Source organism: Streptomyces sp. NPDC101152 (assembly GCF_044768275.1).
Taxonomy (GTDB): Bacteria; Actinomycetota; Actinomycetes; order Streptomycetales; family Streptomycetaceae; genus Streptomyces.
In genome coordinates this window covers 81,424-95,056 of sequence record NZ_JBIWPO010000011.1, presented here as the reverse complement: position 1 = coordinate 95,056, position 13,633 = coordinate 81,424, and the positions used below count along the sequence as shown (strand labels likewise).

Sequence of the window (13,633 nt, the reverse complement as noted above, 5' to 3'; positions counted from 1 at the left end):
CCACCATCGCGCATCACATGCCGTCCTGCGTCGCCTGTTCCAGAAGGGCCATCAGTGCCCGGGCCGCGGGGCTGGTCGCCTGGGACGGCGGCAGCAGGGCCACCGTCTCGTAGACGGTCTCGCCGGTGCCCTTCACCGGCAGGGCGGTCAGCGCCTCCCGCTTGTGCCGGAAGTGCCGGGGGACGACGGCCACACCGAGGTTCTCGTCCACCAGGTCCAGCAGGCTGTGCACGTCGTTGACCTCCAGGGCGACCGTGCGCCGTACGCCAGCCGCCGTGAAGGCCGCGTCGGTGGTGCGGCGCGGGCCCCAGTCGGGCTGGAAGTCCACGAACACCTCGCAGCCCAGGTCGTCCGGGGTCACCGCCGCGCCGTCGGTCGCCAGTCGGTGGCTCGGATGGCACAGCACGGTCATCGGCTCCGCCGCCAGCGACACCGAGCGCAGTTGGTCGGTGTCCGCCTGCGTGCGGTAGGCGAACGCCAGGTCGAGCCGACCGGCCGCCACCTCCTCGGCGAGCTCCACCGAACCCGCCTGCCGCAGCCGGATCTCCACGTCCGGATGCCGGTGCCGGAAGGCGGCGAGCAGCCGGGCCACGTGCACGCCCGCGATGCACTGCTCGGTGCCCACCGAGAGCGTGCCCCGCAGCACGCCCTGCACGGCCGCGACCGCCTCGTGCGCCGCCCGCACCTGTGCCAGGATCCGCTCGGCCTCGCCCAGCAGCGCCCGTCCCGCCTCCGTCAGCGTCACCCGGCGGGTGGTGCGCACGAACAGCGGCGTCTGCAACTCCCGCTCCAGCGCGCGGATCGAGGCCGACAGCCCCGACTGGGAGACCATCAGCCGTTCGGCGGCCCGGGTGAAATGCTGGTCCTCGGCGACCGCGACGAAGTGCTGGAGATGGCGGAGTTCCATGATTGTGCAGCCTATCTGCTGAGTTCCATCGCATTCTCCTGTTGGACCACTGCCCGCAGGTCGCGCGAGAGTGGTAGCGGTCTCCCGGCATCCGAGACCCCTGTGCCAACCCCTCTGGAGTCGCGTTGTACACCGCACACCCCGACCGCTACGCGGACCTGCCCTACCGGCGCACCGGACGCAGCGGCCTGAAGCTCCCCGCGATCTCGCTCGGCCTGGGGCACAACTTCGGCCCCGCGGACCGGACCGTCGAGACCCAGCGGGCCATCCTGCGCCGCGCCTTCGACCTCGGCGTCACCCACTTCGACCTGGCCAACAACTATGGCCCGCCGCCCGGCGCCGCCGAGCTGGCCTTCGGCGAGGCCCTGAAGGACGACTTCGCGCGCTACCGCGACGAACTGGTGATCTCCACCAAGGCCGGCTACCTGATGTGGCCCGGCCCGTACGGCGAGTGGGGCTCGCGCAAGTATCTGCTGTCCTCGCTGGACCAGAGCCTCGCCCGCATGGGCCTGGACTACGTCGACATCTTCTACTCGCACCGCCCGGACCCGGACACGCCGCTCGAGGAGACGATGGGCGCCCTGCACTCCGCGGTCCAGCAGGGCAAGGCCCTCTACGTCGGCATCTCCAACTACTCGGCCGAGCAGACCCGGGAGGCCGCCCGCATCCTCGGCGAGCTGGGCACCCCGCTGCTGATCCACCAGCCGCGCTACTCCCTGCTCGACCGCCGCCCCGAGGAGGGGGGCCTGCTGGACGCCCTCGACGAGCTCCAGGTCGGCTCCATCGTCTTCTCGCCGCTGGAGCAGGGCCTGCTCTCCTCCCGCTACCTCGACGGCATCCCGGAGGACTCGCGGGCGGCGTCCGACAGCCCGTTCCTGCAGTCGGACGCGGTCACCGAGGACCTGGTGGCGAAGCTCCGCGCCCTCGACGAGATCGCCAAGGGCCGCGGCCAGACCCTCGCCCAGCTGGCCCTGGCCTGGGTGCTGCGCGGCGGCCGGGTGACCTCCGCGCTGGTCGGCGCGAGCAGCCCGCAGCAGATCGAGGACAGCGTCGCGGCCACCCGCAACCTGGACTTCGACACCGAGGAACTGGCCCGCATCGACGCCGTCGTCACGGCGTAGCACCCGCTCGCCGGAACGGGTGCCGTGCGCCTGGAGCCACTCCTCCAGGCGCACGGTCACCGACCACAAGCCGACGGGCTTCGGCCAGACCGGACAGGTCCGGCCACCGTCGTTCCCCGGGACGCCTGGCCCTCACGCGGCGTCGGGCACCCGGTCCAGGAAGCCCAGCACCGTGCGGATTCGGCCGTCCGCGTCCAGGGTGACCACGTCGGAGCCGGCCACCGGTGCCGAGCCGTCGGACTGGTCGACCAGCTCCCACGAGAAGCGGACCGTGTCGTGGTGGCCGTCCACGGCGCCGACCGGGCGGAACGCGAACCCGGGGAACTGCTCGTGGGCCGCGGTGATCACTGCGGCGATCTGGTCGTGACCGCTGACATCGGCCAGGGGGTCGGTGTAGGAGCCGTCCGCGGTCCAGGCGGCGGCGACCGCCTTCGCCAGCTCCTCCGGCCCGCCCGCGTTCCAGGCCTCGAAGTAGCGGGCGACGGCGCTCTCGTAACGGTCGGTGTTCGCGGACATGGCGATCAGCCTCCACAGAGGTAGTCGGTGCTGGTCAGGGCACGGATCGCGGTCTCGGCGACCCGGTACGACAACCATGCCCGGCCCGGCCGGGGGCGTCGATTACCCCTCGGGTAATGCCCTGACCGCAGCATTTCGGCCAACTGACCCGGTGAATATGCCAGGAGACTGGCCGGAAATTCATGGTGACAGTGGTTCAGCAGTGAACATACTCAACAGTTGAGGGACTTCACGGCGAGCGAAGTCGCCGTCACGTACCGCACATGAGCCGCACGGAAAGCGAGGCAAGGCCGAGAGGCGAACGAGCAGCGGGGGAATGACCATGCACGACGAGTTCTTATGCCACGTCACCGCGTACGGCGTCTGCGCAGGGCAGCGCATCGGCGTACCCCTGGGCACCTACCGGGCCCCCACCCTCGCTCTCGCGCTGTGGTGGCTGCGTGACCGCGCCAACTGGATCGCCGACCGCCTCGACCCGCAGCCCGAGGCCGAGCATTTCCCGTCGAGCTCGCTGGTGCCGGTCGCCGCGACCGTGCCGGACGTGCCCGCGGCGCTGCGCTGGTGGTGTGCCGACCTCGCCCAACAAGAGCTGGTCGCCGACGAGTTGGCGGCCGGACGGCTGGTGCGGGTCGCCATCAGCGACGAGACCACCGAGTACGAGCTGCTCGCCGAGTCCGTCGACGCGCTGCGCATGCAGCGGATCGTCCCCGCGCTGGTGATGCCCGTCGGCTGAGCTCTCGGGGCCGCCGCTCGCGCCGGGCACATATGTGGACCAATCGGTAGAATCTCGCACATGGCAGAGCGGCCGGTCGCTCCGACGGCGCCCGAACTCGTCCTGGAGACCGATCTGGGCTCCACGGTGATGAGTCCGAGCCACGACTACCACGTCGGACGCGACCCGTTGAGCGACATCGTCCTCGACGATGCCCGGGTCTCGTGGCACCACGCGGTGCTGCGGCCCGAGGACGGTCACTGGCTGGTCGAGGACGAGAACAGCACCAACGGCACCTTCGCCGACGGCCGCCGGGTGCACGAGTGGCGCATCGGCCCCGGCAGCGTCATCCGCTTCGGCAACCCGTCCGACGGCCCGCGCGCCGTCCTGCTCGACCGGCCGCCGCCGGTCGTGGAGCGCCCCTCGGCGGTCTCCATGCCCGGCCTCACCGGAACCTTCCGCCGCCCCACCACCGTACGGCCGCTGCCCGCCCGCACCCTGCGCATCGGCCGCGCCGCCGACAACGACCTGGTCATCGACGACCTGATCGTCTCCCGCCGGCACGCCGAACTGCGCGCCCTGCCCGACGGCAGCTACGAGATCGCCGACGTCGGCAGCCACAACGGCACGTTCCTCAACGGCACCCCCGTCACCGTCGCCCCCATCGGCCCCGGCGACATCGTCGGCATCGGCCACTCGGCGTTCTGCCTGGTCGGCGACACCCTGCAGGAGTACGTCGACACCGGCGAGGTCTCCCTCGACGTGCAGGACCTCACGGTCGCCGTCGACCGCGGCCGCAGGACGCTGCTCGATCACGTGTCCTTCCCGGTGGGGGAGAAGTGCCTGCTCGCGGTCGTCGGCCCGAGCGGCGCCGGCAAGTCCACGCTGCTGAACGCCCTCACCGGCCAGCGGCCCGCCGACCACGGCACCGTCCTGTACGACGGCCGCGACCTCTACCGCGACTACGCGGAGCTGCGCCAGCGCATCGGCCTGGTCCCGCAGGACGACATCCTGCACGCCCAGCTCACCGTCCGAGGCGCCCTGTCGTACGCCGCCGAACTGCGTTTCCCGCAGGACACCGCCAAGGCCGAACGCCGCGACAGGGTCGATGAGGTCATCCGCGAACTCGGCCTCGAGCAGCGTGCGATGCAGCCCGTGCACAGCCTCTCCGGCGGCCAGCGCAAGCGGGTCAGCGTCGCCCTGGAGCTGCTGACCAAGCCGTCCCTGCTTTTCCTCGACGAGCCGACCTCGGGCCTGGACCCCGGCATGGACCGCTCGGTGATGCACATGCTGCGCGGCCTCGCCGACGACGGCCGTACGGTCATCGTCGTCACCCACAGCGTGCTCAGCCTCGACGTCTGCGACCGCCTCCTCGTCCTCGCGCCCGGCGGCCGGGTCGCCTACTACGGGCCGCCCGAGGACGCGCTCGCCTTCTTCGGCTTCGAGCAGTGGCCCGAGGCCTTCGAGGCCTTCGAACGGGACACGGACCGCGACTGGGCGGGCGACTTCCGCCTCTCGCCCTTCCACCGGCACTACGTCACCGAGTCCACCGCCCAGCCCCGCGTGTCCCGCACCGGCCCGGTCGTGATCACCCCGCCCGCCCGGCCCCGCAGCCGCGCCGCCCAACTCGGCACGCTGGTGCGCCGCTACACCGCCGCACTGAGCGCCGACCGCACCTTCCTCGCCATCATGATCGCGCTGCCGTTCGTGATGGGCGCCATGGCCCGCGCCCTGGCCGGCCACCGGCTCACCCAGAACACGGCGATGAACGCGCTGCTCATCCTGTGCGTCGGCGGAGTCCTCACGGGCGCCGCGAACGCCGTGCGCGAGCTCGTCAAGGAGCGCACGATCTACCAACGCGAACGCGCGGTCGGCCTGTCCAGATCGGCCTACCTGATGTCGAAGGTCGTGGTCCTCGGCACCGTCACCGTGCTGCAGGCCGTCGTCCTGACCCTGGTGGCACTGCTCGGCGTCGACCTCGACGCGCCCGGCGGCACAGGCGTGTTGATGCCGCCCCTCGTCGAGATCACCGTCGCGGTCGCCCTGCTGGCGTTCACCGCGATGATGCTCGGGCTGCTGGTCTCCGCGCTGGTGCGCAAGGAGGAGGTGACGATGCCGCTGCTGGTGCTGCTCGCCATCGTCCAGGTCGTCTTCTGCGGCGCCCTGCTGAAGCTGCACGGTGTGCCGGGCCTGGAACAGCTGTCCTGGCTGGTGCCCTCGCGCTGGGCCCTCGGCGCGATGGCCGGCACGGTCGGGCTGGCCCGGATCGTGCCGGGCGACCTGACCACCGACCCGCTGTTCCGGCACTCCGCCGGGACCTGGCTGCTGGACATCGCCATGCTGGTCGTCCTGTCCGCCGTCTTCGGCTTCCTGGTGTCCCGGCTGCTGCGCCGCCACGAACCCGCCGTGATGCGTGACTAGGGGGTGTTGTGAAAGCCCCGCACAGCACCCGCGGCGCCCGGCACGCACCCTCGCCGCACCGGCCAAAGGCCCGAGTAGCTCCTCCCCCACTCTCGGCTACGCTCGAGCGGGGGGACCCCCGTCTAGGACCTTCGTCCGGCACGCCGAGGCCACGCACCGAACACCGCAGGCACCGCACTGGACTTCCACAACACCCCCTAGGAGCCGCGAGATGACGAGCCCGGGCTTCGGCCCCACCCACGTCGTCCCCCGGTGCGGCATGCCCGCCTGGGAGGCCCCCGACCCCGCCCGGCCCACGGTCCCCCTCGACCCGCTCCTGCCCGTGCAGCTGGTGGAGCGGCGCGGCGAGTGGGCCCGCGTCCTGTGCGCCAACGGCTGGTCGGCCTGGGTCGACGGCCGCCTCCTGGTCGCCGTACCCCAGGACCCGCCCGCCACCGGTGGCCCCCGGACCCGTGTCGACGACCCCCGGCCCCTCATCGCCCGCGCCGAACAGGCCCTGGCCCGCTACCGTTCCGCGGTGGAGGAACTCGCCGGCGGCCTGGACGGGGAGTCGTTCCGCGGCCGCACCCGCGGGCTGCGGATCGGGGTGGTCGTCGACGGCGAGTCCGTGTGGCTGTACGACACCGAGCAGGGCCAGTGGGTGTACGGCGACGGAGCGCGCCTGGGCACCTACGCCACGGACGACGGACCGCGTGCCGCCGCCAAGGACCCCGGCCACGCCCCGACGCAGGTCGTGACGCCCGATGGCCCATGACACGAGCCTCTTCTCGGGCGGCCCCTCCGAGCTCGTCGGCAGGCAGGTGGCCGGCTACCGCATCGAGCGCGAGATCGGCCGCGGTGGGATGGCCGTCGTCTACCGTGCCCGCGACCTGCGCCTGGACCGCACGGTCGCCCTCAAACTGCTCGCCCCGGAACTCGCCCGCAACGACACCTTCCGGCTCCGCTTCACCCACGAGTCCCGGGCGGCCGCCGCGATCGACCACCCGCACATCGTGCCGGTCTACGAGGCGGGCGAGACGGACGGCGTGCTGTACATCGCCATGCGCTACGTCGAGGGCAGCGATCTGCGCCATCTGCTGGACCGCCAGGGCCCCTTGGCGCCCGCCACGGCCCTGCGCATCGCCGCGCAGGTCGCCTCCGCGCTGGACGCGGCGCACGAGCACGGACTGGTCCACCGGGACGTGAAGCCGGGCAACATCCTGGTCGCCCGCGGCACCGACAGTGACCATCCCGAGCACACCTACCTCACGGACTTCGGCCTGACGAAGAAGTCCCTGTCGCTGACCGGCTTCACGACCGTCGGCCAGTTCGTCGGCACGCTCGACTACGTGGCCCCGGAGCAGATCTCCGGCCGCCCGGTCGACGGACGCTGCGACGTGTACGGCTTCGCCTGCGTCGTCTACGAGTCCCTCGCCGGCCGCCCGCCGTTCCGCCGCGACGACGACATGGCCCTGTTGTGGGCCCACCAGTACGACCAGCCGCCCCCGCTCACCGAGACCCGCCCGGACCTCGCCCCGGGGGTGGACACCGTGTTCACCAAGGCCCTGGCCAAGGCCCCGGACGACCGCCACGACTCCTGCCTCGCCTTCGTGGCCGCCCTGCGCGCGGCCCTGACCGCGGCGGCGACCAGCGGCCACCCGGCCACGGAGGTGGACCTGCGAGCTGTCGGGGAAGGGAAGGGGCGTCCCCAAGCGCCGCCCTTGTGGGCAGCCCCGGTCTTCCGGCCGCCCGGCCCGGCGCGCTGAGCGGGGACGACGTCAGCGCTCCCGCGCCGCGCCGGCCGCGCCCCGCCGCCGTGCCGGCCTGGCCAGCAGCGCGCCGAGGAAGCCGGTCACCAGGCCCCACAGGACGGCGAACGCGACCGCGGTCCACACCCTTGGCTGCAGGGACAGGTTTCCCGACAGGCCTCCGCCCAGGTCGCCGATGCCGAGCACCGACAGGCCGTAGTGCGCGGAGATCCGGCCGACCAGGCAGATCATCACAACGGTCAGCACGAGCGCGACCGCCATGTGCAGGGCGTGCTGCCAGGCGCGGATCCGGGCAGGGGAGCGAGCCGCCATCACGAAGGCGGCGGCGAGCAGCAGCACCGCGTCCACCACCACCAGCCACCACACCCGCCCGTCGTGGTCGGCCAGCGTGGTGAGGTTGAGCGTGGAGACGTCCTTGGTGCGCAGCACCTCGTCGAGAACGTGGGGCATGGGCAGCCCGAACGGCCCCTGCACCCTGCCGGTCCAGGTCGCGCCGAGGCCCAGGGTCAGGGCGAGCCAGACCAGGTTCGGCAGGCCCAGCAGGAGCACCGCCAGGGTCTCCGCGGCATGCCCGCGGGTCGCGGCGGTCAGCAGGCAGACGACGGCGCCGAGAGCGACGTACGCGAGGAGCAGGACGACCATCGCGTACGCGGCCGGGCGCACCGATTCCTGGAAGCGCAGCAACCGCCCCGGCAGCGGCGCCCCGCGCGATACCAGCAGTGCCAGCACCAGCACACCCAGCAGCCAGAGCAGACCGAACACCAGCGTCGTGGGCACGTCCGCCTTGAAGCCGACCTTCGGCGAGATGTCGAACAGGTTGCCGATGTCGCTGATGGTGCCGTTGCCGAGCGAGATGCCGAACGTCTGGCGGGCGCCGAGGGCGAGGCCCAGCAGGGCGAGCAGCCACAGGACGGCGATCCGGGCAGCCCAGCCCGCCAGTTCGGGGGCGCCCGCGACCGCTCGGTGGCGCAGCGGCCGCAGGAAGCCGGCCGCCAGCACGAGCGTGCCCACCAGCGTGACGGTCAACGGGATCACGGTCAGCCCGGCCCGGGAGCCGGCCAGGCCGTCGGCGTTCCCGGACAGCTCGATCGAGCCGCCGACGGCCGTCACCACGGTCGCCGTGACGATCCGGGGGAACGAGCCGCCGGGCAGGTCACGCGCTCCGGCCGCCCAGAGCCCGAGGGCGGCGGTCACCCCCATGGCGATCAGCGTGGCCAGCACCGTGAACAGGGCCTGCGCCCAGCCATGACGGGCCACGGCCGGGGCGGATGCGGTTCGCGGGCTCACGCCAGCCACGCTAAGCAGGGTCCGCCGACCCCGCCCGCCGGGAGGGCCGTCCGCGTCGGCTTGCGGGCGGCGTGAGACAGATGCAGACAATAGAGGAGAAAGTCTTCAAAGCGGCACAACTCGGGACATGCCGCAGGAGTCCAGCGTCGGGAAGTGGAGCTCGTGAGCGTCGAACCGCCGTCCTCCGGCCGCCCCACCGGACCGCCCTCCGGCCCGCTGTCGGGTCCCTCCCAGCCGCCGTCCGGGCCGCCGTCCCAGCCGCCGTCGGGCAGCAGTGGGGGCGGCCAACCCCCACCCGAACCCCACCGCCCCTGGTGGCGGTCGGCGCCGCGCGTCGCCGTCCTGACCACCGCCGTGGTCGCCGCGGTGGTCCTGGCGGTCGTCTTCACCCACTCGGGCGGCGGCTCCGGCAAGAGTGGCGAGGTCTTCCTGCAGGCCGCGGGCAAGACGGGCCCCGACCCGTTCACCCCGTCGACCGCCAACGACAGCTCCGCCGCACCCGTCTCCGCGGCCCCGCCCACCGAATCGGCCCCCGCGAACGCGGTACGGGGAGTCGACGGCGGGACAGCCGGTCTGTACGGCGGCAGCCGCAACGTCTCCAGTTGCGACGTGGAGAAGCAGATCGCGGTGCTCCAGGCCGACCCCGCCAAGAACGGCGCCTTCGCCTCCGTCGCGGGCGTCGCCCCCTCCCAGGTCCCCGGCTACCTGCGCTCGCTCACGCCCGTGCAACTGCGCATGGACACCCGCGTCACCAACCACGGATACCGCGGCGGAGCCGCCACCAGCTTCCAGGCGGTCCTGCAGTCCGGCACCGCCGTCCTGATCGACGGCCACGGCGTTCCCCGCGTCCGCTGCGCCTGTGGCAACCCGCTCACCCCGCCCGTCGCCCTGCCGACCACGCCGAAGCCGACCGGCGACACCTGGTCCTCGTACCGCTCCTCGAACGTCGTCGTGGTCACGCCCGCCCCGCAGATCATCAACGTCTTCGTGATCTACGACGCCGACCACCACGAGTGGATCGGCCGGCACCGCGGTGACACGGGACGCCACGACCGGCCGGCCAAACCGCCGGCGCAGCCCTCGCCGTCGGTGACCGTCACCACGCCCACGGCACCGTCCCCGCCGGTGTCCACCTCGCCGCCGTCGTCGCCGTGCGCCTCTCCGCCCAGCCCCGCCACGACGACGCCATCCTCATCGGCGACGCCGTCCGCGTCGACGACCTCGTGCCCGCCCACGTCGACGGCTCCGTCCTCGTCGTCGCCGAGTTCCCCGTCGTCCTCCTCGGTGCCGCCCACGCCGTCCTCGTCGCCGCCCACGACCTCGCCGCCCGCACCACCACTCACCCCGGCCACGACCGCCTCGACCTCTCTCGGCGCTCTTGTCTCGACTCTCACAACACCGGCGCTGTGATCTGAAGCGGACACTTCGGGCCGCCGCGGGGACTGCGAAGCGCGGCTCGGGGTACGAGCACTGGTGCAGCAGCGTCCGGCCGGGCCGGCTTCCGAGAGAGAAACGCATGGACGACCACGTGGGCGGAGCAGTGATACCGACTGGTTTTGACGTACCGGTGGATCCACTCCGACGGGCGGCCCACTACACCGGCGAGCCGGGATGCATCGCCGAGGCGAGGGCGTTCGCCGCGGACTTCGTCGGCCGCCTCAGAACCGAGTGGTGCGCCCAGATCGGCTCCCGGGTCGAGGAAGAGCTCATGCTGGTGGTGAGCGAACTGGTCACCAACGCGGACCGGCACAGCAACGGTCCCTACATCCTGGAGCTGGAGGGCACGGACACCTTCGTGTCGGTGTACGTGTACGACAGCAGTGGAGCCTTGCCCCGGCGCTTTCCGCGGGACCCCGAGCGGATCGGACGCCACGGTCTGGAGATCGTCCACGCGCTCGCGAAGCGGGTCACCGTGGAACGGGTGCCCGTCGGCAAAAGAGTGTGCGCCGTGGTGGGGCTCAGCTCCGACTGACGGTGACCGCCGCGACGGACGCGGCGGTCACCGGTGCGCGCGCCTGTCCCTCACGCGCAGCCCAGCTCGCCCAGCATGCCTTCGCGCAGTCGGGCGATGATGCGCTTGATCAGACGGGAGACGTGCATCTGCGAGCAGCCGAGCCGTTCGCCGATCTCCGCCTGCGTGGCCTCCTCCACGAACCGCATGTGAATGATCTGCCGGTCACGCTCCCCGAGTTCGGCCATCAGGGGGGCCAGCGACTGGAAGTCCTCGACGAGCCGCAGCCCGTCCTCCTCGACGCCGATGAAGTCGGCCAGCACCGCCTCGCCGCCCTCCGGACCGTCGCCGGTCAGCGCGGCGTCCAGGGAGGAGGAGTTGTATCCGTTGGCCGCGATCTGCGCCTCGACGACCTCGCCCTCGGAGATGTTCATGAGGGTCGCCAGTTCGGCGGTCGTCGGCTCCCGGTCCAGCCGGCTGGCCAGCTCCTCCCGGGCCTTGGCCAGCTCCACCCGCAGTTCCTGGAGCCGGCGCGGCACGTGCACCGCCCAGGTGGTGTCACGGAAGAACCGCTTGATCTCACCGACGATGTACGGCAGGGCGAAGGACGTGAACTCCACCTCGCGCGCCAGCTCGAACCGGTCGATCGCCTTGATCAGCCCGATCATGCCGGTCTGGACGAGGTCCTCCATGTCGTCGCCCCGCCCCCGGAACCTCCCGGCGGCGAACCGTACCAGCGACATGTTCATCTCGATGAGCGTGTTGCGCGCGTACTGGTACTCGTGTGTGCCCTCCTCCAGCTCCGCGAGCCGCTGGAAGAACTGGCGGGACAGCTCTCGTGCGTCGCGCGGTGCCACGGACCGGGGCTCCTCGATGCCCGGAAGGGGTCCGTCACCCGTGCCGGTCCCGGCGGTCGCCGCTGTGACCTGCGCCTTTGACCGATTCACGGCGGTATTCATTTTCCTCTCCCACGGATGTCAGGGTCCGACGTCTGGGTACCTCGGGTCCTCGGGATGCGGGTACCCAGGGTGTGACGGCGCATGCGTGCCGAGGAGCCGGCTGGCGTAAAATGTCAGTCCGGAACGCGCCCGGCGATGACGATCGCGGACGCAGACTGCAGACACGGACCGGACGGTGTGGCCGAATCTCATCGCTCCCACTGTTCGAAGTCCGCCACCCGTACGTCCACGCGCGGAAAGCTCCCTGGATTCCACCCAGGGCAGAATGCAGGTCCCCTCCCTCGGTGGCGATCGAATCTAGGCTGGAGAGGTGAGCAGCCAAGCGTCGAACGAAGTCCGGGTCATTCCGCTGCGCCGCCCGCAGGCCGAGCGCCCCGCCGCACCGCCGGCCGTGGCACCACCTGTGGACCCCGCGCCGAAGGAGCCGCTGTGGCGGGACCTGGTCGGGGACGTCCTCAGGCGTGAGCGGCTTGCTCAGGAGCGCACGCTCAAGGACGTCGCCGACGCCGCGCGGATCTCCATGCCGTACCTCTCCGAGGTGGAGCGCGGCCGCAAGGAAGCCTCCTCGGAGGTCCTCGCGGCCGCCGCCCACGCCCTCGGACTGGGCCTCGGCGACCTGCTGTCGCGGGCGCAGGGCGAGCTCACCCGCATCGGCAGCCTGCGGCACAACCGGAGCCGGGCCACGACCCCTTCGTCCTACGACGGGCTGTGCCTGGTCGCCTGAGGCAGGAAGCCCGGCCGGTGCCTCAGTACGCCACGAGGCGCCGGCTCAGCACCTCGTCCGCCAGCCCGTAGTCCACCGCCTCCTCGGCGGTGAACACCTTGTCGCGGTCCATGTCGGCGCGCAGCGTGGCGATGTCGTGGTGGGTGTGCCGGGCCAGCACCTCCTCGACCTGCGAGCGGATACGGACCATCTCCTTGGCCTGCACGGCCAGGTCCGACACGGTGCCCTGCCGGCCGCCGCTGGCCGGCTGGCCGAGCAGCACGCGCGCGTGCTCCAGCACGAACCGCCGTCCCGGGTCCCCGCCCGCCAGCAGGACGGCCGCCGTGGAGGCCGCCTGGCCGACGCAGAACGTGGAGATCGGCGCGTGCACGAACGTCATCGTGTCGTAGATCGCCATCAGCGAGGTGAACGAGCCGCCGGGGGAGTTGATGTAGATCGCGATCTCGTTCTCCGGGGCCGCCGACTCCAGGTGGAGCAGCTGCGCGATGACGACGCCCGCGACGCCGTCGTCGATCTCGGTGCCGAGGAAGATGATCCGCTCGGACAGCAGCCTGCTGAACACGTCGGAGGAGCGCTCGCCGTGCGCGGTCCGCTCGACGACGTACGGAATCGTGTAGTTCCCCATGGTCACAGCCCCATCCGTCGCTTGGAGGCGGCCGGGCGGACGTCCGCGAGGGACTCCACGACCCGGTCCACCATGCCGTACTCCCTGGCCTCCTCGGCCGTGAACCAGCGGTCGCGGTCGCCGTCCCGGGAGATCGTCTCCGGGCTCTGCCCGGTGTGCTCGGCGGTGAGCCGCTCGATGGTGCGCTTGGTGTGCTCCAGGTTCTCCGCCTGGATCTCGATGTCCGCGGTGGTGCCGCCGATCCCGGCCGACGGCTGGTGCATCATGATCCGTGCGTTCGGCAGGGCGTAGCGCTTGCCGTGGGCGCCGACGCTGAGCAGGAACTGGCCCATGCTGGCCGCGAATCCCATGGCGAGCGTGGAGACGTCGTTCGGGATCAGCCGCATGGTGTCGTAGATGGCGAGCCCGGCGTGGACCGAGCCGCCGGGGCTGTTGATGTAGAGGCTGATGTCGGTGCGCGGGTCCTCCGCGGACAGCAGGAGCAGCTGGGCGCAGACCCGGTTGGCGGAGACCTCGTCGACCTGGGTGCCGAGGAGGACGATCCGCTGCCCCAGCAGTTGGGCGGCCAGATGGTCGTCGAAGCGGCTGGGCGGGGTGTCGCCCTCCTCGGCGCGGGGTGCGAGCGGGGTGAGTGCAGTCATCGGTTCTCCCTCGAACGGTGA

Annotated in this window: 14 protein-coding genes; 8 read left to right on the top strand and 6 right to left on the bottom strand. The window is 72.0% G+C overall.

All coding sequences use genetic code 11. From position 1 onward, the window contains the following. Nucleotides 1–13 precede the first annotated feature (13 nt). Nucleotides 14–907, bottom strand: coding sequence for a LysR family transcriptional regulator (locus tag ACIRVK_RS17390; RefSeq protein WP_404247793.1), 894 nt, complete (start codon nucleotides 905–907; stop codon nucleotides 14–16). A 125-nt stretch (nucleotides 908–1,032) separates the two neighbouring features. Here ACIRVK_RS17390 and mgrA point away from each other — a divergent pair, with 125 nt between their 5' ends. Further along, nucleotides 1,033–2,028 carry an L-glyceraldehyde 3-phosphate reductase gene (gene mgrA / locus ACIRVK_RS17385; protein ID WP_404247791.1) on the top strand — a complete coding sequence of 332 codons (996 nt, stop codon included), beginning with the start codon at nucleotides 1,033–1,035 and terminating at the stop codon, nucleotides 2,026–2,028. Between the two features lie 132 nt (nucleotides 2,029–2,160). On the opposite strand, the gene ACIRVK_RS17380 is transcribed toward mgrA, so the two are convergent. Further along, nucleotides 2,161–2,544, bottom strand: a complete 384-nt coding sequence (locus ACIRVK_RS17380; protein WP_404247789.1) for a nuclear transport factor 2 family protein — start codon at nucleotides 2,542–2,544, stop codon at nucleotides 2,161–2,163. Between the two features lie 322 nt (nucleotides 2,545–2,866). On the opposite strand from ACIRVK_RS17380, the gene ACIRVK_RS17375 reads away from it, so the two are divergent. From ACIRVK_RS17375 to ACIRVK_RS17360, 4 genes are all read left to right on the top strand, one after another. After that, nucleotides 2,867–3,277, top strand: coding sequence for a hypothetical protein (locus ACIRVK_RS17375; protein WP_404247990.1), 411 nt, complete (start codon nucleotides 2,867–2,869; stop codon nucleotides 3,275–3,277). Nucleotides 3,278–3,337: 60 nt separating this feature from the next. Beyond that, nucleotides 3,338–5,677: an FHA domain-containing protein gene (locus ACIRVK_RS17370; RefSeq protein ID WP_404247787.1), complete on the top strand. Its 2,340-nt coding sequence runs from the start codon at nucleotides 3,338–3,340 to the stop codon at nucleotides 5,675–5,677. Between the two features lie 211 nt (nucleotides 5,678–5,888). Further along, complete coding sequence (locus ACIRVK_RS17365) at nucleotides 5,889–6,431, top strand: hypothetical protein (RefSeq protein WP_404247785.1); 543 nt, start codon at nucleotides 5,889–5,891, stop codon at nucleotides 6,429–6,431. After that, nucleotides 6,421–7,422 carry a serine/threonine-protein kinase gene (locus ACIRVK_RS17360; protein WP_404247783.1) on the top strand — a complete coding sequence of 334 codons (1,002 nt, stop codon included), beginning with the start codon at nucleotides 6,421–6,423 and terminating at the stop codon, nucleotides 7,420–7,422. Before ACIRVK_RS17365 ends, ACIRVK_RS17360 begins: the two co-directional genes overlap by 11 nt. A 12-nt stretch (nucleotides 7,423–7,434) precedes the next feature. Here the strand turns inward: ACIRVK_RS17360 and ACIRVK_RS17355 are convergent, their stop codons facing one another. Further along, the gene (locus ACIRVK_RS17355) at nucleotides 7,435–8,712 is read right to left on the bottom strand and encodes a streptophobe family protein (RefSeq protein WP_404247781.1); all 1,278 of its coding nucleotides are present in this window, start codon (nucleotides 8,710–8,712) and stop codon (nucleotides 7,435–7,437) included. Between the two features lie 162 nt (nucleotides 8,713–8,874). Between ACIRVK_RS17355 and ACIRVK_RS17350 the strand changes: the two genes are divergently transcribed. Further along, complete coding sequence (locus ACIRVK_RS17350; RefSeq protein ID WP_404247779.1) at nucleotides 8,875–10,122, top strand: DUF6777 domain-containing protein; 1,248 nt, start codon at nucleotides 8,875–8,877, stop codon at nucleotides 10,120–10,122. Between the two features lie 106 nt (nucleotides 10,123–10,228). Next, a complete protein-coding gene (locus ACIRVK_RS17345; protein WP_404247777.1) occupies nucleotides 10,229–10,684 on the top strand; it encodes an ATP-binding protein in 456 nt (151 codons plus the stop codon). 50 nt (nucleotides 10,685–10,734) lie between these two features. Here the strand turns inward: ACIRVK_RS17345 and ACIRVK_RS17340 are convergent, their stop codons facing one another. Then, complete coding sequence (locus tag ACIRVK_RS17340) at nucleotides 10,735–11,622, bottom strand: RNA polymerase sigma factor SigF (protein ID WP_404247775.1); 888 nt, start codon at nucleotides 11,620–11,622, stop codon at nucleotides 10,735–10,737. Between the two features lie 310 nt (nucleotides 11,623–11,932). On the opposite strand from ACIRVK_RS17340, the gene ACIRVK_RS17335 reads away from it, so the two are divergent. Next, nucleotides 11,933–12,346, top strand: coding sequence for a helix-turn-helix domain-containing protein (locus tag ACIRVK_RS17335; RefSeq protein ID WP_404247773.1), 414 nt, complete (start codon nucleotides 11,933–11,935; stop codon nucleotides 12,344–12,346). 22 nt (nucleotides 12,347–12,368) lie between these two features. On the opposite strand, the gene ACIRVK_RS17330 is transcribed toward ACIRVK_RS17335, so the two are convergent. Together ACIRVK_RS17330 and ACIRVK_RS17325 are read right to left on the bottom strand one after the other, a co-directional pair. Then, complete coding sequence (locus ACIRVK_RS17330) at nucleotides 12,369–12,971, bottom strand: ClpP family protease (RefSeq protein WP_404247771.1); 603 nt, start codon at nucleotides 12,969–12,971, stop codon at nucleotides 12,369–12,371. Nucleotides 12,972–12,973: 2 nt separating this feature from the next. Beyond that, nucleotides 12,974–13,612, bottom strand: a complete 639-nt coding sequence (locus ACIRVK_RS17325) for an ATP-dependent Clp protease proteolytic subunit (RefSeq protein WP_404247769.1) — start codon at nucleotides 13,610–13,612, stop codon at nucleotides 12,974–12,976. Nucleotides 13,613–13,633: the final 21 nt, after the last annotated feature.

Coding starts and splice junctions, on each gene's coding strand:
- ACIRVK_RS17390 (WP_404247793.1), bottom strand. CDS start 907: ATGGAACTCCGCCATCTCCAGCACTTCGTCGCGGTCGCCGAGGACCAG.
- ACIRVK_RS17380 (WP_404247789.1), bottom strand. CDS start 2,544: ATGTCCGCGAACACCGACCGTTACGAGAGCGCCGTCGCCCGCTACTTC.
- ACIRVK_RS17375 (WP_404247990.1), top strand. CDS start 2,867: ATGCACGACGAGTTCTTATGCCACGTCACCGCGTACGGCGTCTGCGCA.
- ACIRVK_RS17370 (WP_404247787.1), top strand. CDS start 3,338: ATGGCAGAGCGGCCGGTCGCTCCGACGGCGCCCGAACTCGTCCTGGAG.
- ACIRVK_RS17365 (WP_404247785.1), top strand. CDS start 5,889: ATGACGAGCCCGGGCTTCGGCCCCACCCACGTCGTCCCCCGGTGCGGC.
- ACIRVK_RS17360 (WP_404247783.1), top strand. CDS start 6,421: ATGGCCCATGACACGAGCCTCTTCTCGGGCGGCCCCTCCGAGCTCGTC.
- ACIRVK_RS17345 (WP_404247777.1), top strand. CDS start 10,229: ATGGACGACCACGTGGGCGGAGCAGTGATACCGACTGGTTTTGACGTA.
- ACIRVK_RS17340 (WP_404247775.1), bottom strand. CDS start 11,622: ATGAATACCGCCGTGAATCGGTCAAAGGCGCAGGTCACAGCGGCGACC.
- ACIRVK_RS17330 (WP_404247771.1), bottom strand. CDS start 12,971: ATGGGGAACTACACGATTCCGTACGTCGTCGAGCGGACCGCGCACGGC.
- ACIRVK_RS17325 (WP_404247769.1), bottom strand. CDS start 13,612: ATGACTGCACTCACCCCGCTCGCACCCCGCGCCGAGGAGGGCGACACC.